20 protein-coding genes are annotated in these 23,602 nt (G+C 49.4%); 8 read left to right on the top strand and 12 right to left on the bottom strand.

The features are described 5' to 3' along the window. The first annotated feature begins 64 nt into the window (after nt 1-64). Entirely contained in the window at nt 65-889 is an 825-nt protein-coding gene (locus SHEWMR4_RS01955; RefSeq protein ID WP_011621175.1) for a phosphatase PAP2 family protein, read from the top strand. A gap of 449 nt (nt 890-1,338) precedes the next feature. Here the strand turns inward: SHEWMR4_RS01955 and SHEWMR4_RS01950 are convergent, their stop codons facing one another. The 8 genes from SHEWMR4_RS01950 to ilvC form a co-directional block, all read right to left on the bottom strand. Then, the gene (locus tag SHEWMR4_RS01950; RefSeq protein WP_011621174.1) at nt 1,339-1,575 is read right to left on the bottom strand and encodes a hypothetical protein; all 237 of its coding nucleotides are present in this window, start codon (nt 1,573-1,575) and stop codon (nt 1,339-1,341) included. A 313-nt stretch (nt 1,576-1,888) separates the two neighbouring features. Continuing rightward, nucleotides 1,889-2,149, bottom strand: a complete 261-nt coding sequence (locus SHEWMR4_RS01945) for a hypothetical protein (RefSeq protein WP_083757872.1) — start codon at nt 2,147-2,149, stop codon at nt 1,889-1,891. Nucleotides 2,150-2,183: 34 nt separating this feature from the next. Continuing rightward, the gene (locus SHEWMR4_RS01940) at nt 2,184-3,317 is read right to left on the bottom strand and encodes a pyridoxal-phosphate-dependent aminotransferase family protein (RefSeq protein WP_011621172.1); all 1,134 of its coding nucleotides are present in this window, start codon (nt 3,315-3,317) and stop codon (nt 2,184-2,186) included. A 142-nt stretch (nt 3,318-3,459) separates the two neighbouring features. Beyond that, nucleotides 3,460-5,133, bottom strand: a complete 1,674-nt coding sequence (gene ilvA / locus SHEWMR4_RS01935) for a threonine ammonia-lyase, biosynthetic (protein WP_011621171.1) — start codon at nt 5,131-5,133, stop codon at nt 3,460-3,462. Nucleotide 5,134: 1 nt separating this feature from the next. Beyond that, nucleotides 5,135-6,994, bottom strand: coding sequence for a dihydroxy-acid dehydratase (gene ilvD / locus SHEWMR4_RS01930; RefSeq protein ID WP_011621170.1), 1,860 nt, complete (start codon nt 6,992-6,994; stop codon nt 5,135-5,137). A 79-nt stretch (nt 6,995-7,073) separates the two neighbouring features. Beyond that, nucleotides 7,074-7,334, bottom strand: a complete 261-nt coding sequence (gene ilvM, locus SHEWMR4_RS01925) for an acetolactate synthase 2 small subunit (RefSeq protein ID WP_011621169.1) — start codon at nt 7,332-7,334, stop codon at nt 7,074-7,076. Next, nucleotides 7,331-9,004 (bottom strand): acetolactate synthase 2 catalytic subunit, encoded by a 1,674-nt coding sequence (gene ilvG, locus SHEWMR4_RS01920; protein WP_011621168.1) that lies wholly within the window; start codon nt 9,002-9,004, stop codon nt 7,331-7,333. The genes ilvM and ilvG overlap by 4 nt, the downstream gene beginning before the upstream one ends. 590 nt (nt 9,005-9,594) lie before the next feature. Beyond that, the gene (gene ilvC / locus SHEWMR4_RS01910) at nt 9,595-11,073 is read right to left on the bottom strand and encodes a ketol-acid reductoisomerase (RefSeq protein WP_011621167.1); all 1,479 of its coding nucleotides are present in this window, start codon (nt 11,071-11,073) and stop codon (nt 9,595-9,597) included. Between the two features lie 196 nt (nt 11,074-11,269). Between ilvC and ilvY the strand changes: the two genes are divergently transcribed. After that, the gene (gene ilvY / locus SHEWMR4_RS01905) at nt 11,270-12,142 is read left to right on the top strand and encodes an HTH-type transcriptional activator IlvY (RefSeq protein WP_011621166.1); all 873 of its coding nucleotides are present in this window, start codon (nt 11,270-11,272) and stop codon (nt 12,140-12,142) included. A gap of 58 nt (nt 12,143-12,200) precedes the next feature. On the opposite strand, the gene SHEWMR4_RS01900 is transcribed toward ilvY, so the two are convergent. Then, complete coding sequence (locus SHEWMR4_RS01900) at nt 12,201-13,517, bottom strand: hemolysin family protein (RefSeq protein ID WP_011621165.1); 1,317 nt, start codon at nt 13,515-13,517, stop codon at nt 12,201-12,203. Between the two features lie 170 nt (nt 13,518-13,687). Here SHEWMR4_RS01900 and SHEWMR4_RS01895 point away from each other — a divergent pair, with 170 nt between their 5' ends. Further along, complete coding sequence (locus SHEWMR4_RS01895) at nt 13,688-14,527, top strand: substrate-binding periplasmic protein (protein ID WP_011621164.1); 840 nt, start codon at nt 13,688-13,690, stop codon at nt 14,525-14,527. Here the strand turns inward: SHEWMR4_RS01895 and SHEWMR4_RS01890 are convergent. From SHEWMR4_RS01890 to SHEWMR4_RS01880, 3 genes are all read right to left on the bottom strand, one after another. Beyond that, nucleotides 14,490-14,903, bottom strand: coding sequence for a YkgJ family cysteine cluster protein (locus SHEWMR4_RS01890; RefSeq protein WP_011621163.1), 414 nt, complete (start codon nt 14,901-14,903; stop codon nt 14,490-14,492). The genes SHEWMR4_RS01895 and SHEWMR4_RS01890 overlap by 38 nt on opposite strands. A 115-nt stretch (nt 14,904-15,018) precedes the next feature. Further along, the gene (locus tag SHEWMR4_RS01885; protein WP_011621162.1) at nt 15,019-16,845 is read right to left on the bottom strand and encodes a sensor domain-containing diguanylate cyclase; all 1,827 of its coding nucleotides are present in this window, start codon (nt 16,843-16,845) and stop codon (nt 15,019-15,021) included. A gap of 19 nt (nt 16,846-16,864) precedes the next feature. Continuing rightward, nucleotides 16,865-17,890 carry an ABC transporter substrate-binding protein gene (locus SHEWMR4_RS01880; protein WP_011621161.1) on the bottom strand — a complete coding sequence of 342 codons (1,026 nt, stop codon included), beginning with the start codon at nt 17,888-17,890 and terminating at the stop codon, nt 16,865-16,867. 381 nt (nt 17,891-18,271) lie between these two features. Between SHEWMR4_RS01880 and recG the strand changes: the two genes are divergently transcribed. From recG to SHEWMR4_RS01855, 5 genes are all read left to right on the top strand, one after another. Continuing rightward, entirely contained in the window at nt 18,272-20,347 is a 2,076-nt protein-coding gene (gene recG, locus SHEWMR4_RS01875; RefSeq protein ID WP_041408672.1) for an ATP-dependent DNA helicase RecG, read from the top strand. Nucleotides 20,348-20,525: 178 nt separating this feature from the next. Further along, nucleotides 20,526-21,422 (top strand): DUF3014 domain-containing protein, encoded by an 897-nt coding sequence (locus tag SHEWMR4_RS01870; protein ID WP_011621159.1) that lies wholly within the window; start codon nt 20,526-20,528, stop codon nt 21,420-21,422. Nucleotides 21,423-21,778: 356 nt separating this feature from the next. Then, nucleotides 21,779-22,516, top strand: coding sequence for a beta-ketoacyl synthase chain length factor (locus SHEWMR4_RS01865; protein WP_011621158.1), 738 nt, complete (start codon nt 21,779-21,781; stop codon nt 22,514-22,516). Next, entirely contained in the window at nt 22,509-23,357 is an 849-nt protein-coding gene (locus SHEWMR4_RS01860) for a lysophospholipid acyltransferase family protein (protein WP_011621157.1), read from the top strand. Before SHEWMR4_RS01865 ends, SHEWMR4_RS01860 begins: the two co-directional genes overlap by 8 nt. Next, entirely contained in the window at nt 23,344-23,598 is a 255-nt protein-coding gene (locus SHEWMR4_RS01855) for a phosphopantetheine-binding protein (protein WP_011621156.1), read from the top strand. The genes SHEWMR4_RS01860 and SHEWMR4_RS01855 overlap by 14 nt, the downstream gene beginning before the upstream one ends. The last annotated feature ends 4 nt before the right edge of the window (nt 23,599-23,602 follow it).

Raw genomic sequence — 23,602 nt, 5'->3', positions numbered from 1 at the left:
CCACCCTTGAAGACCCCCGACAGCGCACTTTTTGCTGTCGGGATTTTTTTATTGGCAAGCCCAAATGTGGCATGTAGCCTATGTGGTTTACTCGGAGGCGAATATTTTGACTCATCCAGCCTATCTTCTACGTCGTTTAGCCCTTGTCTGGTTACTGTTGGCAACCATTCCAAGCTTACTGTTACTCACTCAAAATCAATTATTTCCGCTAATCGACCTGCAATCGCCCTTAGCCAAAGCCTTATATTGGCTCACCACCACAGGCACGGCGCCCTATGGAGTGGCAACCGTGTTAGTAGTACTGGCACTCGCCTATCGCCATATGCCAAAAGCGCTGTTTATTAGCCTGTTTTTCGCCATTAGCCTCAGTCAAGTTATCAGCCTGAGCACCAGTCATACCCTTAAAGCCTTGTTTAAAGAGCCAAGACCAAACCTAGTGTATCTGTCCGACCAAGGCCTCCCTGAGGAAGCGCAACTTAACCCACACACTTTTTATCAATTAGCCAAACCTGAGCGCTCACAGGCCATCGCCGAGGCGCTAACCGAGCTACACACCATGGAGCCCGAGGTCAAACTCGCCCCTAACATTCACCAACATTGGGAAGATGAAATCGGCTATTCCTTCCCCTCGGGTCACACAATTTTCGCAGTCACTTTAGTGCTCACCGCCAGCTATTACTTGCTACTCGCGGGTTTGCCGCTATTTGCCAACGCGTTATTTGCTTGGGGATTATTGATGGGCCTCAGCCGCATGTTACTCGGCATGCACTGGCCACAGGATGTGCTCTTCTCCACCGTACTCGCCGCCATCATTAGCAGCTTAAGTGTATTTTTAGTGGAAAAGTTCAGGCCAAGAAGTAAAGAGCTGCCCGACGGTTCAAAAACATAAAACTAGCTCAAGGGCTAATTCAGTGCGACAGGCGGCATCTGCAACTTATGCAGATGCCGTTTTTGTTGGGATGAGCCTAAGCACCAAAGAAAACCAAGAGATTAACAGCAGACCACCAATTTCCTCGAAGACAAATGCGCCAATAACCACGGCAGGAATGGATAAGATAAAAATGAGGAATTATTTCTTCATAAACAATCATTACATCGACATAAAGAAAGTGAAGCCATGTGCCCAACTACGCCGACCATAGAAACATACTAAGCCATCATCAATGACAAATACTTAGCTTATTCAGTTTTCCAATCAAGCATTAAAGGTAGTAAGTATCTTCGGCTATCCGAAGGGCAACGCTAATCGAAAAACATTTTGGAGGTATAAAGAACATTATTTGCGATAAACCCAATCACTTTCGGAGGTTCCGATATTTCAAGTGCATCGTTCGAGGTTTACTCCAATGTTAGAGGGTTAAAAATAATTAAACGTGGTGCATCGCTAGCATTATTTAAAAAATGCTCATGCTCAAAGTTCCTTCCTTGGACTTCAATTTTGTCTGCCACTGATGAGAGAAACTTTGCAATTTCTCGCAGATCGCTCGGCGTGGCAGAAATAGTCACTTCAATGAGCGCTTTAGGTTGCGGCTCAGCTGCTTCGGCTAGTTCTTGTGTATATCCCCAAAATTTCATGCTAGCACTTGCTCCTTGTTATCTATAACGCCTAGTTTAATGAGCCTACCATTGCGAAATTATCGGAATGCTCTAATTGTAAATAACAGATTGTCAGCCATACCAAGGGGTTAACTGGATTGAGCACCGTCATGGAAGTGACCGTTGGCGGCATGGATGCCGCCGTCGAGCCTATAGGGACATATTCACGGAGTGTCACTGAAATGACTGTGCTTAATCAATATACCCAGCACTAAAGAACGGTACTGTCTTTATAAAAAATCCCCGCATTACGGGGATTTATAAAGGATCAAAGGCGACTAAAACTCACCGATTAAACACACTTCTCATCCGATTTATCATCGGAAGAAAGTGCTCGGCTAATACTGCCGAAGATCGCGGTTAAAATCCCAATGCCCACATCCATCTGCCGGGCATTGCTATCATCACCGCTGGCCTCGCGTTGACTCTGATTACCTGCTGTGCCTCGCACAAAATCACAACTGGTATTGTTCATATTGCTCGAGGCACAACCACTTAAGATCAGAATTAAACCGCCAATCAATAAACGTGAACTCACTAAGCGCAAACTCACTCTGCGTAACATCCTTATACGCGAAACTGACATATTAGTTCAGCACCTCTTCTAGCGCGCGCAAACAGAGCGCGACATTCTCACGGCGGGCACCAAAGCCCATTAAACCAATGCGCCAAGCTTTACCCGCTAGAGCACCAAGACCAGCACCAATTTCAAGGTTGTAATCCTTGAGTAGACGCGCACGCACGGCGGCATCATCAACGCCTTTGGGGATATAAATGGCATTTAGCTGCGGCAAGCACGAAGCTTCAGCAACCACAAATTTCAGGCCAAGTTTTTCAAGGCCGGCGCGCAGCACTAAATGCATGTCTTGATGACGCTTCCACGCATTTTCTAAACCTTCTTCGGCCAATAAACGCAGCGATTCGTGCAGGGCATAAAGAGCATTAACGGGCGCGGTATGGTGATAACTGCGCTTGCCACCAGCGCTAGTCCAATAGGCCATGACCAGACTTTGATCGAGGAACCAGCTCTGCACTGGCGTTTTACGGTTTTTAAGCTTTTCCACCGCATTGGGCGAGAAAGACACAGGCGATAATCCCGGCACGCAGGAGAGACATTTCTGACTACCAGAATAAATGGCATCGATTCCCCATTCATCGACTCTTAATTCCACGCCACCGAGGGATGTCACCGCATCGACAATCGATAAACAGCCGTATTGTTTTGCCAGCGCGCACAGGATTTTAGCATCGCTCAATGCGCCCGTTGAAGTTTCGGCGTGCACAAAGGCAAGGAATTTAGCATCGGGGTTGGCCTTAAGCGCCGCTTCAACGGCAGCAGGGTCGACGGGTGTGCCCCATTCATTATCCACCAGCACAGCAATCGCACCTACACGCTCGACGTTTTGGCGCATACGCTCACCAAACACGCCATTGCGGCACACAATCACCTTTTCGCCGGGTTCGACTAAGTTCACAAAACAGGTTTCCATGCCTGCACTGCCGGGGGCCGACACTGCCATCGTCATTTCATTTTTGGTTTGAAACGCATATTGGATCAGGCTCTTAAGCTCATCCATCATGCCAACAAATAATGGATCTAGGTGGCCGACGGTCGGTCTTGCCTGTGCGGCTAATACTTCAGGATAAACATCCGATGGACCTGGCCCCATCAAAATGCGGCGAGGCGGATTAAAGGCAGAAAAATGCGGTGCAGGTAACATCATGTCTCCTTAATGCGTAGGGTCGAGGTCTGATTATTGTGTGACTAGAGCATTCACTCTTAACTTGTTAAACCAAACTACCACAAAAAGGGGCGCCTGTGCGCCCCTCCTTTAGCCTAAGTTGTAACCTAAAGCAAAGCGACTACAAAGGCAGGCTCTTTTTCCCTTTTCCGGCATTCAAAAACAGCTGATAAGCAGGGCTTTGCGTCTCTTCTTGATAGACAAATCCCAGCTCAGTTAAAAACTGCTGAAACGGCAAGGCATCGCCCTCGGGGACTTCAAACCCCGCCAGCACTCGCCCAAAGGCCGCGCCGTGATTACGGTAATGGAATAAACTGATATTCCACTTGCTCTGCAGGGTAGTTAAAAACTTCAGCAGCGCCCCCGGATGCTCGGGAAACTCGAAGCTAAATAGGCGCTCCTCTAACGGCTCTGGCGGATGACCACCGACCATATAGCGCACATGTAATTTCGCGGTTTCGTCACCGGATAAGTCCTGCACCTCGAAGCCATTATCTTCTAAGGTATTGATGATCTGCTCTAATTCGCCATGGCCTTTGGTCAAACGAATACCCGCAAACACCACCGCCATATCGCGGCTGCTAAAACGATAGTTAAATTCGGTCATCACCCGCTTTTCGAGCAACTCACAAAAACGCAGGAAGCTGCCGGGACGCTCGGGCACTTTAACCGCCAGCACGGCTTCTTTTTGCTCACCCAACTCGCAACGCTCCGACACATAACGTAGGCTGTGGAAGTTCACATTCGCGCCACTTAAAATCGCCGCGACTTTCTCACCCTTGCCACTCTCGCCCGTAGCATTGGTGCTGACATATTTTTTAAGCCCAGCAAGGGATAAAGCACCTGCAGGTTCGGCAATGGCGCGGGTATCCTCAAAAATATCTTTAACGGCGGCGCAGATCTCGTCGGACGTTACCGTCACCACTTCATCCACAAACCACTTAGCTAGGCGAAATGGCTCGGTGCCGATACGTTTAACCGCGACTCCATCGGCAAACAAGCCGACCTGCGGGAGTGTGACAGGCTCGCCCGCCTCCATCGCCGCTTTTAAGCAGGCCGCATCTTCAGGCTCCACCCCAACAATTTTGACCTGTGGCATCACCGCTTTGTAATAGGCAGCAATCCCAGCAATTAAGCCACCGCCGCCCACGGGTACAAATACCACTTCAAGGTCGCGCTGCTGTTGCAGCATTTCTTGGGCGATAGTGCCTTGGCCTGCGATAACGGCTTCGTCATCGAAGGGGGCGATATACACCCGCCCCTCCTGCTCGGCCATCTCCATCGCAAAGCCATTGGCCTGATCGAAGGCTTGGCCGTGCAACACCACGTTGCCACCCAAGCGGCGCACCGCATCGACTTTAATATCTGGCGTAGTTTCGGGCATCACAATCACAGCATCCACACCACGACTGGCCGCTGACATGGCCACGCCTTGAGCATGGTTACCCGCCGAGGCGCACACTACGCCGCGTTGACATTCGGCTTGGCTTAACTGGGCGATACGGTTATAGGCGCCACGCAGCTTGAAGGAATGCACAGGCTGCATATCCTCACGCTTTAAAAATACTTGGCAGCCCAAACGCGCCGAGAGTTTATTCAGGCTCGAGAGTGGGGTCACTTTCGCAACGTCATAAACCGACGACAGCAGGATTTTTTGCAGGTAGCTTTGCGCAAGCTGACTCTTTTCTAAGGCAGAAGTGCCCGATTGCGCCTTATCGGACTGAACTTGAGAGGATTGAACTTGAGAGGACTGGGCCTCAGCCTGCTCCGTTTGCGACGATGCGAGAGATAACATATCAGTCCTCCAACTTACTGCGATCGCGCACCGCGCCCTTATCGGCACTGGTGGCAAGCATGGCGTAGGCTTTGAGCGCCATCGACACATAACGCTGACGCGAAAGCGGTTTCCACGCCATTGGCCCACGGGCGAGCATGGTTTCACGGCGCGCAGCCAATTCAGCATCACTCACCGCAAGCTTGATACTGCGCTTAGGAATATCGATTTCGATCCGATCGCCGTTTTCAATCAAGGCAATAGTGCCGCCCGCCGCCGCTTCAGGCGATACATGGCCGATGGATAAACCGGAAGTTCCACCAGAGAAACGGCCGTCGGTGATCAGCGCGCAGGCCTTGCCTAAGCCACGGGATTTTAAGTAACTGGTGGGGTACAACATTTCTTGCATACCTGGGCCGCCTTTTGGCCCTTCGTAACGAATCACCACCACATCACCCGCCACCACTTCGCCACCTAAGATGCCAGCGACTGCGTCATCTTGGCTTTCGTACACCCGAGCGCTGCCAGTAAAGGTCAGGTTAGACTCATCCACACCGGCAGTTTTAACGATACAGCCATTGTCGGCCAGATTGCCCGATAACACGGCCAAACCGCCCTCTTGGCTGAAGGCAAATTCGCGGCTACGGATACAACCTTCACGCCTGTCATCGTCCAGCGATGGCCAGCGGCAGTCTTGGCTAAAGGCTTTAGTGGTAGGAATGCCCGCAGGTCCAGCCATAAAAAATTGTTTTACGTTGTCATCTTGGGTTTGCATGACATCGTACTTTGCGAGCACCGACTTGAGATTGCCGCCCGCATCGGCGGCGACGTGTGGCACATCGGTATGCAGCAGTCCGGCGCGGTCGAGTTCGCCTAAGATGCCCATCACACCACCGGCGCGGTGCACATCTTCCATATGGTATTTAGCGGTCGACGGCGCCACCTTACACAGATGCGGCACTTGGCGCGACATACGGTCGATATCGTCCATAGTAAATGCCACGTCTGCCTCCTGCGCCGCAGCCAATAAGTGCAACACAGTATTAGACGAACCGCCCATGGCGATATCCAGCGCCATGGCGTTCTCAAAGGCTTTAAAGCTGGCGATGTTGCGCGGCAGTGCCGAGGCATCATCTTTTTCGTAGTAACGTTTGGTTAGCGCCATTACGCGGCGGCCCGCTTCTAAAAACAGTTCGCGGCGATCGGCATGGGTCGCGAGCATGGAGCCGTTGCCCGGCAGCGACAGACCTAAAGCTTCGGTTAAACAGTTCATCGAGTTAGCGGTAAACATGCCCGAACAGGAACCACATGTAGGGCAAGCACTACGTTCGATTTTAGCGCTATCTTCATCGCTCACACTCGAGTCTGCCGCCGCCACCATGGCATCGACTAAATCGAGTTTGATAAGCTTGTCCGACAGTTTGGTTTTACCCGCCTCCATCGGCCCGCCCGACACAAACACCACGGGGATATTGAGGCGCAGCGCCGCCATCAACATGCCGGGGGTGATTTTGTCGCAGTTAGAGATACAAACCAGCGCATCAGCGCAGTGGGCATTGACCATATACTCGACGCTATCGGCGATAAGCTCCCGCGAAGGCAGACTGTAGAGCATGCCACCGTGGCCCATGGCGATACCATCATCCACAGCGATGGTGTTGAATTCTTTGGCAATACCGCCTGCTTCTTCGATGGCGCCCGCCACCAGAGAGCCCATATCTTTTAAGTGCACATGGCCAGGGACAAACTGAGTAAAGGAGTTGGCAATCGCAATAATCGGCTTACCAAAATCATTGTCTTTCACCCCTGTGGCGCGCCATAGCGCACGGGCACCCGCCATATTGCGGCCTTCGGTACTGGTTGCTGAACGTAACTTTGGCATTGACTCTATCCCTTATCTCAAATCGAAAATCGTGCCCTTAGGGCGTTGCTGCAGTGCTAATACCGCAGCCACTGGATGCTTATGCGTGTACTTTTTGTTGTTGCAAGTTTAGCGGTAACAAGACCTTGCATTGAGTGACATCAATCAATTTATTCAGTTGATTGCTGAGCAGCTCGATGGCGCGCTCGCTGTCCACTTCCATATCCAGCGACAGACTCGCATCGTCGTTCATCCGCATTTGCATTTGGGTGACAGTAAAACCACGGTGACGAGTCACACGTAGTACACGTTCTATCACTTCTGGGCGTTGTTGAACCGTTAATTCTAGGGAGTGGATCATGTTTGTTTCTCCATTTCGTCCATCATATCGCTGTTTGATGCGCCGGGGGGCACCAGTGGCCAAACGTTAAAAGCATCGTCGATTGCTACGTGTAACAAATAGGGACCCTTAGCCGCTAACATTTCGGTTAAGGCCTCTTCCACTTCGTCGGAAGAGAAAATCGTGCGGCCGGGAATATCGAAGGCCGAAGCGAGTTGCACAAAATCGGGGTTGTCTGACAGATCGGTTTCGCTGTAGCGCTCTTCAAAGAATAGCTGTTGCCACTGTTTCACCATCCCCAATTTTTGGTTGTCGATTAGTAGGATCTTCACCGGTAATTTGCGGCGCTTGATGGTGGTCAGCTCCTGCACGTTCATCATAAAAGAGCCATCACCAGACACTGTGACTACAGTTGCATCGGGGCGGGCGACTTGGGCGCCGATAGCGGCGGGTAAACCAAAGCCCATAGTGCCTAAACCTGCGCTGGATAAATGATCTTCAGGGCGACGGAACCACATATGCTGGGCGACCCACATTTGATGTTGGCCCACATCGCAGCTCACTACGCTGTCTTCGGGCAGTTTATTAGCAAGGCGGCGCAGCATGGCAGGAGCGTAGATTAAGCTGCCGGGATGTTGATAATCCCATTGATGTTTACGGGCAAGATGTTCAACCTCTGCTTGCCAAGGCGTGATGTTCAGCGCCATAGCTAAAGCAGGGAAAATCTGGCGTAAATCACCGGCAATGGCCACATCGGGCTGGCGCAATTTGCCTAACTCGGCGGCGTCTATATCTAAATGGATGACTTTAGCCTTGTTGGCAAAAGTCGCTAAACGCCCTGTGACCCTGTCATCAAAGCGCGCACCGGCAACCACTAATAAATCACAATCCTGCACCGCTAGATTGGCCGCCTTTCCGCCATGCATACCTAACATGCCTAAATAACCTGGAGTGCCATGGGCAATACTGCCTAAGCCCTTTAACGTCGCAACCGATGGCATACCCGTGGCTTTGATAAATTCCCGCAGTTGATCGACCGCGCCCGCCATCCCGACGCCACCACCCACGTACAACATAGGCTGCTTCGCCTCTGCTAACAGGGCGCGGGCCGCGTCAATCTCGCTGACGCTCGCCTGTGGTTCATTGGTTACCGCCAGCAAGGGAGTGCGATATTCCAGTTGCGCGATTTGGATATCTTTAGGGATATCCACCAGCACTGGGCCAGGGCGACCCGATGCCGCGATTTCGAAGGCTTGATACAAGGTCGGGATAAGATCGTTTACATCCGTCACCATAAAGCTGTGCTTAGTGCAGCTTAAGGACATGCCCAATACATCGATTTCTTGAAACGCATCAGTGCCAATCACAGCGGTTGAAACCTGACCCGTGATAGCGACAACAGGCACAGAATCTAATAACGCATCGGCAAGCGAAGTGATTAAGTTGGTGGCACCAGGGCCTGAGGTGGCAAAGCATACGCCGGTTTTACCACTGGCTCTGGCGTAACCAACGGCGGCAAAGGCTGCACCTTGTTCGTGGCGGCTTAAGAGATGTTCGACAGGGCTTCCATAGAGGGCATCGTAGATTGGCATAATGGCACCACCTGGGTAACCAAATACTGTGGTAACACCATGTGCTGCCAACACTTTTATGACTGCGTCTGCGCCTCTAATCATCTGCCCTGGTTCCATATTCTCTCTCGCTACCTTGATCCTGAATTGCCGAAAATCGACTCGTAATTTGTGCTATTTCGAAACCTCATTTCCAAAACCTAGGGCCTGAAAACGAAGAACCCCCCGGTCCTTTCGGAGCGGGGGGTTCTTTCGAAACTTTTAACCTTTTAGGTCTACCAGTTTGCCATGCGCCGCCCCCGCTGTGATTTAATAATCACTACGGTAATAATCACGAGAATGAGCTTGGCAGCTTGGTTAAACATCAATATGGGTTCCTAATCGGTGTTCTGTATGTGTATCGCTGAAATTCTTATCGCTACTCACTTTTAAACCTGAGCGATGCTTGCTTTGGGAACCTTGTCCCGCCGCGAGTTATTAGCTTTACCATAAAGCGACAGCCAAACACAATAAAAAAATATCTAATGTCAAAAAAATTCAGCTTCCCTGCCGAGACAATGCAAAACAACAAAGTGAAACGTTAACAAACGCGCGTTAGTGAACCTTATAGCCAACTAACCCATGTCGGTTTTGCCCGCTCGACAACCTACGAAGCAGGAATAAATTTGTCACGCCGAGCCCCACATCCTTAGGGGCTCGGCCTCTATCAATTAAGCTCCAACAATACTTTTCATATCAGTCATATAACCACGAAGTTCCGCACCGATATACTCAACTGAAGTGTGGCGAATCGCATCATTGATGGCGATTAACTGCAGGTTATCGACGTTGTTAGAACTGTCCTTCAGACCCGCACCTAAATACTCTGGCGACATGGCATTTACATAGTCACGCAGCATAGGTACTGCAGCATGGTTGAACAGATAACAACCGTATTCTGCGGTATCCGAGATCACCACGTTCATCTCGTAAAGACGTTTACGGGCGATGGTGTTAGCGATCAGCGGCGTTTCATGCAGTGATTCGTAATAGGCTGACTCTTCAACAATACCCGCCGACACCATAGTATCGAAGGCTAATTCGACACCGGCTTTGATCATCGCAACTAGGAAAATCCCCTTGTCGAAATAGGTTTGCTCGTCGATATGCTCGCTCGAAACAGGGGCATTTTCGAAGCCCGTTTCGGCGGTTTCGGCGCGCCAACGCAGCAGGTTAGCGTCGTCATTCGCCCAGTCTTGCATCATAGTGCGTGAGAACTCGCCGCTGATGATGTCATCCATATGTTTTTCGAATAAGGGTTGCAGAATTTCTTTTAAATCTTCTGCAATTTCAAACGCTTTAATCTTGGCAGGATTAGACAGTCTGTCCATCATGTTGGTGATACCGCCGTGCTTAAGCGCCTCGGTCACGGTTTCCCAACCTTGTTGGATTAACTTAGCGGCATAGCCAGGTTCAACACCATCGGCCACCATCTTGTCGTAACCTAGGATAGCGCCCGTCTGCAACATACCGCACAGAATGGTTTGTTCGCCCATCAGATCCGATTTTACTTCGGCAATAAAGGAAGATTGCAACACGCCAGCGCGGTCACCGCCTGTGGCACTCGCATAGGCTTTGGCAATCTCTAAACCATCGCCATTAGGGTCGTTTTCTGGGTGCACTGCAATCAGTGTCGGTACACCAAAACCACGCTTGTATTCTTCACGCACTTCAGTACCTGGGCACTTAGGCGCTACCATCACAACTGTAATATCGGGGCGGATCTGCATGCCTTCTTCAACGATGTTAAAACCGTGGGAATAAGACAGCGTTGCGCCTTGTTTCATCAGTGGCATCACAGCGCTAACCACATTGGAGTGCTGCTTATCGGGCGTTAAGTTCAGTACCAAATCCGCCGTTGGGATCAGCTCTTCAAAGGTGCCCACTTTAAAGCCGTTGTCCGTGGCTTTTTGCCATGAGGCACGTTTCTGGGCAATGGCTTCTGGGCGCAGGGCGTAGGCAATATTCAGCCCAGAGTCACGCATGTTCAGACCTTGGTTAAGACCCTGAGCACCACAACCTAAAATAACAATATTCCAATCTTTGATGTAATTGCAGCCATCGCTAAACTCGGAGCGATCCATAAAACGGCATTGGCCAAGCTGTTCTAATTGTTGACGTAAATTCAGAGAGTTAAAATAGTTAGCCATCTGAGATACCACCTTTAAGTCGGGAATTTGGGACTCAACCAATATCAACCTATTGTTAATGATTGGTTGTGATTGAAATCACTATAACCTATGGCTATCGTTGCTTAAAATGATATATTCGAAACCTCACATTGCGTTTTATGCAATGTCATTTTCGGTTACAACAGCCTTGATAAGCGGCCAATAGGACGAGGTTATGGACATACGCACCCTCAAATTGTACCTACACTTATGTGACAGTTTGCACTTCGCCAAGACGGCGGAGCAGATGCACGTCAGTCCCTCGACCTTAAGTCGCGCCTTGCAACGGCTCGAAGAAGAAGTGAACGCCAAGTTATTCGAACGGGATAATCGCAGTGTGACCTTAACCCACGCGGGGCGCGAGTTTAAATTGTTCGCCGAGCAGACCCTGCACCATTGGAGTAACTTGCGGCACAGTATCGATCTCAAGCAGGATGTACTGCGCGGCACCTTAAATCTCTATTGCTCCGTGACCGCCGCCTACAGCCATTTACCGCAATTATTGGAGCGTTTTCGTCAGGAACACCCCTTTGTCGAAATTGCCCTGACCACAGGGGATGCCGCCAATGCATTGGCCGAAGTGCAACAAAATCGCGCCGACATTGCCATTGCTGCGCTGCCGGATCCCTTTCCTGCCACCTTGCATTTCGCCAAGATCGACGATGTGCCTTTGTCCTTAATCGCGCCAACCATGCGCTGCGCGGTGCAGCAACAGATAAGCCAAGCCCCCATCGACTGGTCGCGGGTGCCCTTTATCATTCCCGACCATGGCCCTGGGCGCCGCCGCGCCGATAATTGGTTCAAACAGATGGGAATAAGCCCCAATATTTATGCCCAGGTGTCGGGACAAGAAGCGATTGCGTCCATGGTGGCGCTCGGATGTGGCGTGAGTATCACCCCTGAGGTAGTGATCAATAACAGTCCGGTACGGGATAGGATCCAGCTATTAGCCTCCCCCGTGGGCATTGCCCCCTTTGAGCTGGGTTGTTGTTGCAAGGTCAAACGCTTGGACGATCCGATAGTGAATGCGTTTTTAGAAGCGATCTAAATTTTAGTAGCGATATAAAAAACGGGACTGAGTCCCGTTTTTTATGATGTTGATAAGATTAGGTATCTGGAGACATCAACTTATCGTTGCCATCGATACGAGTTACCAGCAATTGGTCGACCTTGTAGGCGTCGATATCCACCACTTCAAACTTGTAACCGGCATAGTTAACAAAGTCGGTGCGCTTGGGGATCTTACGCAGCATGTACATCATAAAGCCGGCGATGGTTTCATAATTTTGACTGTGGGGGAACTCTTCAATATCGAAGGCGCGCATCACATCGGTAATGGGCGTGACCCCATCGACTAACCAAGAATTACCATCACGGGCGATAATCTGCTCTTCGCTCTCGTGTAGCGACCAAGCCCCCATCACTGCCCGTTGCAGATCGTTGGTGGTGACAATCCCCACAACTAGGGCGTATTCATTCATCACCACGGCGAAATCGGCGCGGCTATTTTTGAAGTATTCCATCGCCTCGGACAGGCTTAAGGTATCGGGAATAATCAAAGAGGTATGCACAAGACTGTTGTCCTTTAAGGTGATGTTCTCGCCGTTAATCACACGGATCAGCAGCTCCTTCGCATCTACAAAACCTTTGACCATATCCAATTGGCCATCACAGACTAAAAACTTAGTGTGAGGATCTTCGGCAATCTTACGTTTGATATCCTCCTCGCTGTCTTGCAGCAGGAAATACACTAAGCTCTCACGGGCCGTCATAGCAGAAGTGACTGAAACGGTTTGCATTTCAAACACGTTCTCCATCATCTGTTGCTCTCCCCTATCGAGTACACCGGCTTCTGCCCCCGCGTTCATTACCGCGTAAATATCATCGGAAGTAATTTCATCATTTCTAGCCGTGGGGATTTGCAGCAACTTAAAAATCGCGCTAGCCATGCCATTGAAAAACCACACCAATGGACGAAGGATCGCGATGCAGAAACTCATAGGGCCAACGACAGCCAAGGCAACTTGCTCAGGCATCGCCATCGCAATACGCTTAGGCATTAAATCGGCCACCAAAATAAAGGCACTGGTAACGAGTAAAAACGACATCAAAAAGCTCACCTGACCCAACCAGGGATCGGCTAACCAAGGTGAAAGGAATTGATAAAAATACGGACGAAATGCAGATTCACCCACAATACCGCCCATGATGGCCACGGCATTCAGACCAATTTGCACCACAGTAAAAAAGCTGCCGGGATACGACTGTAAATGCAGTACCTTTTCAGCTCTGGCATCACCTTCATCGGCTAACTGACGTAAACGGATTTTCCGTGATGCGGCCAAAGCAATTTCTGACATGGAAAAGAAACAACTCGCGGCAATTAAGCACAATATAATCATCACGTTATCTAAGAGACTCATGTAACACCTTTTGTTTCACACTAGACTTACTTGCACCAACCCGCGCAGTGATTTTCGCGGATCAGTTGAATTTTTCCCAATAAAGCGGCTCTAGCCTGTGGCAATAAAGAACCCTGCGGTCGCTAAGCCCTTTGCTACACTTTAAAAAATCGCCACTGCGCTTAAAAAGTATGATGCGTTTATTATATCCGCTAATCGCCTTATTATGCGTGATTCTGCTCTCGCCTGCTGCCCATGGTGCCGACGAGCTTTCCCCATTAAGGTTACGCTTTTGTGTCGAAGAGACTGAATATCCACCGTTTAATTATTTTATTCGGCAAGATGGCATTAAGACTTCCACGCTTAGCGGCTACGATATCGACCTGCTAGAACGCACCTTTAAACCCATTGGAATTGATTATGAAGTGCAGGCTTTGCCTTGGTTACGCTGTTTGAAGGACGTTCAAAATGGCAGCATAGATGCCGCAATGAGCGCATCGCTCAACCGACAAAGGGCGACTGATTATATCCCATCTATTGCTTATTATTACCTCACCCCCAGTTATTTTTATTTGAAAGCAGAACTAGACCCGCAATTTCATATAAATGATATCAATCAGTTGGCTGATTTTGGCACGGTTTGCGGCATCAAGGGCTTCAATTACGATAACTTTGGCTGGCGCAAAGAAACGCCCATCAATGAAATTCGCGCTCTACAGCATTTGCCGGAAATGCTGCTTAAACGCAGATGCAAATTCTTTCTAGCACGTAAGGAAATTTTAGCTGGCAGCCTCGCTTTAACGCAGTCGGGCGAACTGCCTAAGACGCTCACCTCTAAGGTGTCACCCAATACGCAGCAGGAGCCTTTTTATATGCTGATCTCAAAACGTTCAGCCAATAAAGACTTGATTGCGCGCGAATTTAATCGGCAGGTGCAAGCGATGCGAGACAGCCATCAACTCGAAGCCCTGTACCAATTCCATATTCAAAAGCTTACTCACGGGGACGATAAGGGCAGTGATTCGCTTTAGGGCCGATTTGCGGATGATTGCGGCAAGTTTCGGGGCGTTGATGATAAATGGTGCAGCGACGGGTTTTGCTATCTAAATATAAGCAATCATCGTTCGCCATGCGGGCCAAGGTAAAAATGGCGGTTTTGTGGTTGAAGTTGTCGATGATGCGCGCTTTTTGCAGACGTTTGGCGATGGCTTTGAGATCGCCCTCGGCCTCAAACTCGTCCACTAAGGCCATGCGCACTAAGTCGCTCACAGTGACTTCAACGGGTAGCGTACAGCAGGTCGCATGGCAGCTATCACACAAGCCTTTGCGATATTTTTGCCAAGTGGACAAATCATCGATATTGAAAATCGACACCGCACTTGCCGTATTTTTGCCCCGTTTTGACACGCCAGAACCTAGAGTTAGAAATTAAAGGGCGGCAATTATAGCAGGCCAAAAGCAGAAATAAATCGGCGCCGCGCCATGCTCAAGACAAGCTGTGATGCTGTGCCTCAATTAACAGTCACTTATAGTTCGAATCAATCACCACGGTGTTGCGCCCCTGATCTTTAGCGCGATACAGACAAATATCGGTACGGCGCAGCACCTCCGACAACGTTAAGCTATCCTGGCTTTCCTTAGGAAAATACACCCCACCAATACTCAGGGTGATCTTGCCCTTTGGGGAGCTTTTATGGGGGATCTCCAAGGCGGCCACTTGGTAGCAGAGCTGGTTGGCTATCGCCTCCAATTGGATTGGTGAAATCTGTTGCAGAACAATCGCGAACTCCTCACCACCAATTCGGGCAAGTAAATTCTCCTGTGGCAAAATACCACACCGAGTTAACGCCTGCGCCACTCGCTTGAGCGCCGCATCGCCCTCGAGGTGGCCGTAGGTATCGTTGTAACTCTTAAAGTAATCGACATCCAACATGAGCAGGCCGAACGGAGTGTCTTGCTGGAGCAAGGTTTCTAGGGTTTGAGTGAAGGGGCGACGGTTGCTTAATCCGGTTAATTCATCGGTGTCGGCCATCACCCGCAGCTGGGTATTTACCGATACTAAGGCCTGTTGCAGGCTGAGCATCTGTCGCTCTTTTTCCTCCCGCAGCAATAATTCGTTCAGTGCCGCCGCAAATTGCGTCAGCATCACCTTCTTTTGCACACTCCAGTTTAATGGGCGGCTGATCATAGACAGCGAGAGTAAACCTAATAATTCATCGGCATTTTTAATCGCATAGGCAGCAATAGAGCAGATACCAACCGAACACATGGCCTGATATTCCTCTGGGAATTCATCTTTTAAATAATCTATTGATTCAATAACTAATGTCGACTCTGATACAAATTTCTGTGCCAGCACTGCCGCAATATCGACAGGAATATCTTGGACCAGATCCGCCTGCGACTCACAACTCCAAAAACTGCGATAACGGGCATGTAGCTGGGTAAACTCAATGATGCTCACCCGTTCGACATCAAATAAATTACCAATGCGACGGCACACCTCGGCTAAAGATTCGTCGAGTTTAGAAGTATCTGTCGTCAAAAATTGCAACGACATTTCGGCTAATAGCTGATTCGCCTTGGATTGCCAATTGAGCTCTTGAGTCCGCTCATCGACCAATTTCGCCAACTGGTTTTGCTGTTGTTTCAACGCACGTTGCTGGCGCTTATTGATCGCCAAATCATTACGGATGCGTTGATACATGGCCTGTAGCGACTGGGCGACATGGCCAATCTCATCGGAGCTTTGCATCACAGTCATGGGCACATTGAGCTTAGGTAGGGAGTTCAAATTAATTTGATTGGCAAACCGCTCCAACGCCGATAAGCGGTTGGTGACCAATAAGCGTACCAGTGTGAGGATGAGGTAAATCATTATCAGGGTTTTAAGCCCGTTACCTAACACGATAATAATCAGTTGCTGCCACAATTCGTAGTACAACTTATTAGTATCTAAGCCCACGATCAGCATACCTATCTGCTGATCTTGATATTTGACCGGATAATAGAACAAGCTTTGCTTTGCATCATGATGGGCGCCTATGGATTTTCCCATTTGTATCGTCACACCATCCACACTTTCCAGATTAACGCTCGCCACCATGGGCATCATCCCTAGGCCGGACAGCAAATCCGATAACAAACCATGGTCAACATCCCAAAGTGATTTAGCCACTGTAGGTAAGATAGATTCAGAGTATTCGCGAATATCCGCAGTAGTGTTATCTATGCTCTCCTGATAGTTCCATATCAACTGTATCAACATAGTCAGGACAGCAAAAAACGAACTCACACCAATAATAGTGAGTGTCATTCTATGGCTGATGGAATGATGTTGGTGCTTCATGGATACCTATTTATTGTTCTTATTGTTGTGGCAACTTATTCAAAATCTGCGTCTGAAAAATCCCCGCCCAATCCCGAGCGACTAACATTCGATAAAAATCAGAATTTGGGTTGAGTACACTAAAAAGTTGTATATCCGCATAGGGATAATATTGATGAGTCGTTTGATAATGTTTTAACTGCACTAATCCTAGGGCGCCCGTTAAAAAATGCCCGCCCCCCAAGGTGGTGACAAATTCTGATTGGCGAAGATCTAAGATCTGTGCGGAAGTATTCATTGAACTCACTAACACATCACGACCAGGCTGTAGTCCCTTTTCACGCAGCGCCTTTACCACTCCCATAGCCATATTATCGCTTGCCGTCCAAATTAGATTTAAATCTGGATAGCGTGAGAGCAGTGTTAAAGCCTGCCCATAGGCGATGTCCTCGCGCCACTGCCCATAGACGGTTTGGGTCACAGTGACATTCGGTTGCATAAAAAAGTAATCGTTCGCCCCTTGAGTGCGTAGCACAGAGGCGGGCGTAGACTTATCGCCCGAAATTAATAAAACCTTAGCTTTTTTATCCTGTAAACCACTTAATAGAGTCTTAGCCGTCTCAGCACCAATCGCATAGTTATCGGGAATAATGGCGGGTAATAAATAGGTTTGCCAATGCGGATCCGCTAATAAGGTTTCCCGCTCAGCCAGTGAAATATCATTCAGTATCAACTGCACATATATGGGATAGCCATAAAGCATCTGCAACATTTTTATTGCTGACTGCTTCTCATTCACTAAAACAATATGCGTTGGAATCGAACGACCAGATTTTAATAATTCATCTAACTGACTAATCATTTTAAAATGATTACGGTCAGAATGAATAATTTGCAAATTAATATCGAGCCGAGTTGCAGCCACTTCCATTAATTTATCGACATCGCCCCAAAAGCTATCCGTTGCAGCACCTGGGTTAAAAAAGGCCACCTCTAATTTGGCCCATGCAGGCGACGTGGAACACAGCAAACCTATAAATAAACAACTCAAATACCATAGACGCAAAGGCGAGTTCTCCTCGACGGTGTTTCCCCAAATGTGTTCCGTCACTGGAGGTAACTTTATTATTTTCGACTCACAACCTTGTCACCGCACCACAATCCAAATATCACAATTACAACTAATGAGCCGATTAAACCACAAAATAATAAAAAATGAACTTTATAACAAAAAATATTTATTTTTATCTAAGGTATAGGCCTGTAGTGATGAAATATTCATTTTAATAATTGAATTTATATTAGATAAAATTCATCCTTTGATGTGAATGTTACATTTCCAAGCCCCCTATTCACTCGGCCTGTGACCATGGTTAAGTCCAAGATTGCCTTACGCTTATTCTCTGTTAATATATGTATAAATTCACAGTGATTGAGCGCTAACGACTTGCAGCAATTGGATCTTGTTCCGATCACCGACCTCAAAGGCGTCGCCAAAAGGGTGGCGGAAAAACTCGCAAAGCTCGGCATCACAACAGTACAAGATCTGCTGTTTCACTTACCCCTGCGCTACGAAGACCGCACTCAGATTTATCCTATTGCCGCCTTAATGCCGGGAAATTACGGCACCATTGAAGCCGAAATCCAGTCGACACAAATCATTCAAGGCCGCAAACGCATGCTGGTGTGCAATGTGCGGGATAATACTGGCAGCATGAGCCTACGCTTCTTTAACTTTTCGATGGCGCAACGCAATGCGATGCAAAATGGCTTAATGATCCGCGCCTACGGTGAAATTCGCCGTGGCAATCATCAGGCTGAAATCGTCCATCCCGAGTACAAAATTGTGTATCCCGGTGAAGACATTCATTTAAGCGATACCCTCACGCCGATTTATCCCACTACGGAAGGACTTAAACAGGCGAGTTGGATTAAGCTCACCGAGCAAGCCCTCGAATTATTAGAAGACGGCGGTTTGACCGAGTTATTACCCACCAATTTACAGCCCAACAGCATGAGCTTGAAACAGGCGCTGCAAACCCTACATCGCCCCCACGCTGGAATATCACAATTTGACTTAGAGCTCGGCCAGCATCCAGCGCAGCAACGGCTGGTGCAAGAAGAACTGCTCGCCCATAACCTCAGCATGCTCCGCCTCAGGCAGCGCAGCAATCTCGACGCCGCCGTGACCATGCTCGCCAGCGGCCAACTATTGAATCCCTTTCTCGCCTCATTGCCCTTTAAACCGACGGGCGCCCAGCAAAGAGTCGTCGCCGAGATTGGTAAAGACTTAGAGCAACCGCACCCCATGATGCGTTTAGTCCAAGGTGATGTGGGTTCGGGTAAAACCTTAGTCGCCGCCCTCGCCGCCTTGCAAGCCATCGAAAATGGTTACCAAGTGGCCATGATGGCGCCTACCGAATTACTCGCCGAGCAGCATGCGGCTAACTTTGCCGCCTGGTTTGAACCCTTGGGATTAAAAGTCGGATGGCTGGCGGGCAAACTTAAAGGCAAGGCGCGGGCGCAATCCTTAGCCGATATTGAATCGGGCGATGCACAAATGGTGATAGGCACCCATGCTATCTTCCAGCAGCAGGTCACTTTCAACAAACTGGCCTTGATCATTATTGATGAGCAGCACAGGTTCGGGGTTCACCAACGGATGGGACTCAGGGAAAAAGGCATTAACCAAGGCTTTCATCCCCACCAGTTAATTATGACGGCCACGCCGATCCCACGCACCTTAGCCATGACGGCCTACGCCGATTTGGACACCTCGATTATCGATGAGTTGCCGCCCGGCCGCACACCTGTGACCACGGTCGCCATCCCCGATTCGCGTCGCAATGAAGTGCTCGAGCGCGTCCGTAACAGCGTAGTCACGGATAAACGCCAAGCCTATTGGGTCTGTACCCTGATTGAAGAATCTGAAGTTCTCGAGTGCCAAGCGGCGGAAGATACCGCCGAAGAGTTACGCCAAGCGCTGCCGGAACTGAGCATAGGTTTAGTCCACGGCCGGATGAAAAGTGCTGAAAAGCAAAAAATTATGGCCGACTTCAAGGCGGGAACTATCCATTTATTGGTGGCAACCACAGTGATTGAAGTCGGTGTCGACGTACCCAACTCCAGCTTAATGATTATCGAAAACCCAGAGCGGCTTGGCCTAGCACAGCTGCACCAACTGCGGGGCCGCGTAGGGCGCGGTGCCGTGGCGAGCCATTGTGTGTTACTCTACAAGGCGCCATTGAGCCAAACCGCAAGCCAGCGGTTAAATGTGCTCAGGCAAAGTAATGATGGTTTTGTGATTGCACAGAAAGACTTAGAGATCCGTGGGCCGGGCGAAGTACTGGGCACTAAGCAAACGGGACTGGCCGAGCTGAAAATCGCCGACCTTGTCCGCGATCAGGCGCTTATCCCACATATCCAAAAACTGGCCAGCCATGTGATGGCGCAGGCACCAGAGGCGGTCGATGCCATTATTCATCGTTGGCTTGGACACAGGCAACAATATGTTCAGGCCTAAACCTTAAGCTAACCCCTTCAAGGTAAAATAAATTCAGCCTGTTCAGCTCACCGCTATGGACAAGCGCGTGGAAACTTGCACAATGAACCTGCCACCTAAAACTCGGCGGCACTTGCACTTTAAATGTTAGCTGCATGTATTCACCCCGTTACCTTGACACTTAAGCGAAGGATGTAAAATGCAAGTTAATCAAGATGATAGAATTACACCTCAAGAAACCTCTTCAAGCAGTAATCGCTTTGCTTTGATTGCGATTGTGCTCGTCGTGCTGCTCTCTGCGGGAGGTTATTATTACTACACTAAAGATGACTCACCCAAGCTCATCCCCAATGCGCCGATAGTGCTGCCCGAGCCGCCTTCATCTGAACCTATGACGCTCGAGACAGGCGCTGAGCCTGAAACCACACCGGTGGAAAACGAAACTCCAGCGGCAACCACGCCGGAAACCGAAACCGCCATCACGCCAACCGAACCTGCGATTCCTGAAGAAGTCGTCCCCAGTCTGCCTGAGAGCGATGCCTTTGTGCATCAAAAAGCGCTGGCGATCATCAATAACAACGTGGTCGGTTCCTCTTTAGTGAACCAAGATTTGGCTCGTCAGTTTGTGGTGTTCGTAGATAACTTGGCCCAAGGCGATCTCGCCCGTAAAGTCAGCCCAGTCAAAGGCCCAGAGAAACTGTTCACTGTGTCTGAAATCACTGACAAAGTGTATTTAAATCCAGAGAGTTACCACAGATACGATGCCTACGCGACTGTGATTGCGAACATGGATGAAGCAAGCTTAATGCACACCTACAAACAGCTCACGCCGCTATTTAATGAGGCCTTTGCCGAACTGGGTTACAGCAACGCCAAGTTCAATGACAGAGTGCTGCAAGCCATTAAGATCATGCTCGCCGCCCCTATCATCGAGGAGCCTATTGAGCTGAGTTCAATCAGCGTGAACTACCGCTTCGTGGATCCTAATTTAGAGGCCTTGCCGAGCGCGCAAAAACTGCTGATCCGCATGGGCCCTGAAAACACCCGTAAAGTGAAAGCAGCGCTGCGTAAACTGGAAAATCAACTCGCACAGTAATGCTCTATCTCCTCTAAAAAGGCGCCTCGTGCGCCTTTTTTACATGCAAAATATGACCAGCAGATCTGTTCAACTCAGGTTCAGTCACACGCTTTATCCTCACCTTTTCAAACTCGCCCACTGAAACGAATGTTACTTTGGCGTAATAAATCGGAGCTTGATTGCATTTTATTAACCATCACAATGCAAATGGCTTCATTAAAACTAAGGACTTAGTGTAGAATAAGCCGCTTAATAAATGGGGGAATTGTGCTCGTTAATCCAGCGGAGAAATAGCGAGAAGCTAGTCAATTCATTAATATTTTCGCTTAGTTAGGGATAACTAAGACAGCTTTAAATAGTGTCGAGGCAAAGTAGTGCAACTCAAATTCAGCATCCTCTCTTGGGGCGCATGGGCGCCAAAATATCCACAGCGTGATGACTGGCAAAATTGGTGCAAGCACTCGGCTGACACAAGCAAAGAGAATGACCTCGAGGGGATTTCCCCTGCACTTTCCCAAGTCCCCGCCATGCAGCGCAGACGTTTTAGCCGTTTAACCAAGATGATGCTGGAAGTCAGCTTCCAATGTGAGGCCGCGCCTAACTGTCGCTCGATATTTGCTTCTCGCCACGGCGAGCTGCACCGCACCATTGGCCTGCTCGAAGATATTATTGAAAAACAACCGCTTTCCCCCTTAGGTTTTAGTCAGTCGGTGCATAACACGGGTAGCGGTATTTTTGGTATTTTAACCAATAACACCGCCCCTTCGACCTCGATTGCCGCGGGCACTGAAACCCTTTCCCAAGCCATGGTGGAAGCGTTCGCCCAACTGCACCAATCGCCTGAGCCACTGCTGTTGGTGTTTGGCGATGATCCCGTCCCGCCAGTCTATGATGAATTTACTCGAGAGTTTGAGTTGCCCTTAGCCCTGGGATTAACCCTAGCGTCCGCAGATGAGAGTGCGACCGTCACCCTCACCCTAAGACAACTGACAGCAGAGCAGCAACAAAACGCCACGCCGCTATCCTACGGCATGTTGGTCCACGCGCTGGCAACCTCACAGGATATTGCCGGTTGCTTGTCCCACTGGCACTGGAGCCTAACGCATGCCTAATCCTGTGCCACACAATGCCGAATTTAATGTCGCTTATACGCTGCCCGAAAAGCGCCGCGCGGGAATCAACTATATTCCCCGTTGGCTCGGCGGCGTCAGTTGCTACATCGCCTTTGGTCTCGGTGGACTGTTGAGTTCATTAACTATCTTACCTCTGCTGCGTTTTTGGCCGGGCACGCCCGAGGCGCGGATTATCCGCGTGCAAAAGGCCGTGCACACTATGTTTAAAGGCTTTGTGGCCATGTTGACTTGGGCGGGAGTTATCCGAGTCAGCACCCATAATGCCGAGCTTTTACACAATGCCAAGGGTGTGATAGTGATTGCCAATCACCCGAGTCTGGTCGATGTAGTGGTATTAATCAGCTTGATGCCTAATGCGGGCTGTATCGTTAAGCAGGGGTTGTGGCGCAATCCCTTCTTACGTGGCGTCGTCTCCTGCGCGGGATACATTCCCAATCGCGGCGCCGAGCTCATGCTCGAAGATTGCCGCGAAGTGCTCGCCAGAGGCACTAATTTAATTATCTTCCCTGAAGGTACGCGTACTGTATTTGGCGCCAGCATTAACGAATTCGCCCGCGGTGCTGCCAATATTGCCATTCGCACCCAAGCCGATATTTTACCTGTGGTTTTGCGCACCAATGTACGTGGTTTGACAAAGGAACAACCTTGGTATGAGATCCCAAGGCAAACCATGGGAATGGCCGTCGAAATCGGTAACACAATTTCTCACCAAGGCTACCAAGCACCTTTAGGTGAGCATGCGAAAATGGCTCGGCAATTAACCCGAGACCTTGAACAATATTATCAACAACAACTCGAAAATAATTATGACTTTACATAACGAAATTAAACAGTTGATCATCGACTGCCTCGACTTAGAAGACGTCAGTATTGATGATATCGACACAGATGCACCGCTATTTGGTGAAGGACTTGGACTCGACTCAATCGACGCGCTCGAGCTGGGTTTAGCCATCAAGAAAAAATTTGATGTGAAAATCGAAGCGAACTCGGATAGCACTAAGGCGCATTTTTACAGCGTCGCCAGCCTAGCTAACTTCATCGAATCACAACGTCCGTAGGAGA

This window comes from Shewanella sp. MR-4 (assembly GCF_000014685.1).
Lineage (GTDB): Bacteria > Pseudomonadota > Gammaproteobacteria > Enterobacterales > Shewanellaceae > Shewanella.
The sequence above is the reverse complement of the archived record's forward strand: the minus strand, read 5'-3'. Positions and strand labels throughout refer to the sequence as shown.

Coding starts and splice junctions, on each gene's coding strand:
- ilvM (WP_011621169.1), bottom strand. CDS start 7,334: ATGATCCACTCCCTAGAATTAACGGTTCAACAACGCCCAGAAGTGATA.
- ilvY (WP_011621166.1), top strand. CDS start 11,270: ATGGACATACGCACCCTCAAATTGTACCTACACTTATGTGACAGTTTG.
- ilvC (WP_011621167.1), bottom strand. CDS start 11,073: ATGGCTAACTATTTTAACTCTCTGAATTTACGTCAACAATTAGAACAG.
- ilvG (WP_011621168.1), bottom strand. CDS start 9,004: ATGGAACCAGGGCAGATGATTAGAGGCGCAGACGCAGTCATAAAAGTG.
- SHEWMR4_RS01955 (WP_011621175.1), top strand. CDS start 65: ATGTGGCATGTAGCCTATGTGGTTTACTCGGAGGCGAATATTTTGACT.
- SHEWMR4_RS01950 (WP_011621174.1), bottom strand. CDS start 1,575: ATGAAATTTTGGGGATATACACAAGAACTAGCCGAAGCAGCTGAGCCG.
- SHEWMR4_RS01895 (WP_011621164.1), top strand. CDS start 13,688: ATGATGCGTTTATTATATCCGCTAATCGCCTTATTATGCGTGATTCTG.
- SHEWMR4_RS01860 (WP_011621157.1), top strand. CDS start 22,509: ATGCCTAATCCTGTGCCACACAATGCCGAATTTAATGTCGCTTATACG.
- ilvA (WP_011621171.1), bottom strand. CDS start 5,133: ATGTTATCTCTCGCATCGTCGCAAACGGAGCAGGCTGAGGCCCAGTCC.
- ilvD (WP_011621170.1), bottom strand. CDS start 6,994: ATGCCAAAGTTACGTTCAGCAACCAGTACCGAAGGCCGCAATATGGCG.
- SHEWMR4_RS01870 (WP_011621159.1), top strand. CDS start 20,526: ATGCAAGTTAATCAAGATGATAGAATTACACCTCAAGAAACCTCTTCA.
- SHEWMR4_RS01940 (WP_011621172.1), bottom strand. CDS start 3,317: ATGTTACCTGCACCGCATTTTTCTGCCTTTAATCCGCCTCGCCGCATT.
- SHEWMR4_RS01885 (WP_011621162.1), bottom strand. CDS start 16,845: ATGAAGCACCAACATCATTCCATCAGCCATAGAATGACACTCACTATT.
- SHEWMR4_RS01855 (WP_011621156.1), top strand. CDS start 23,344: ATGACTTTACATAACGAAATTAAACAGTTGATCATCGACTGCCTCGAC.
- SHEWMR4_RS01900 (WP_011621165.1), bottom strand. CDS start 13,517: ATGAGTCTCTTAGATAACGTGATGATTATATTGTGCTTAATTGCCGCG.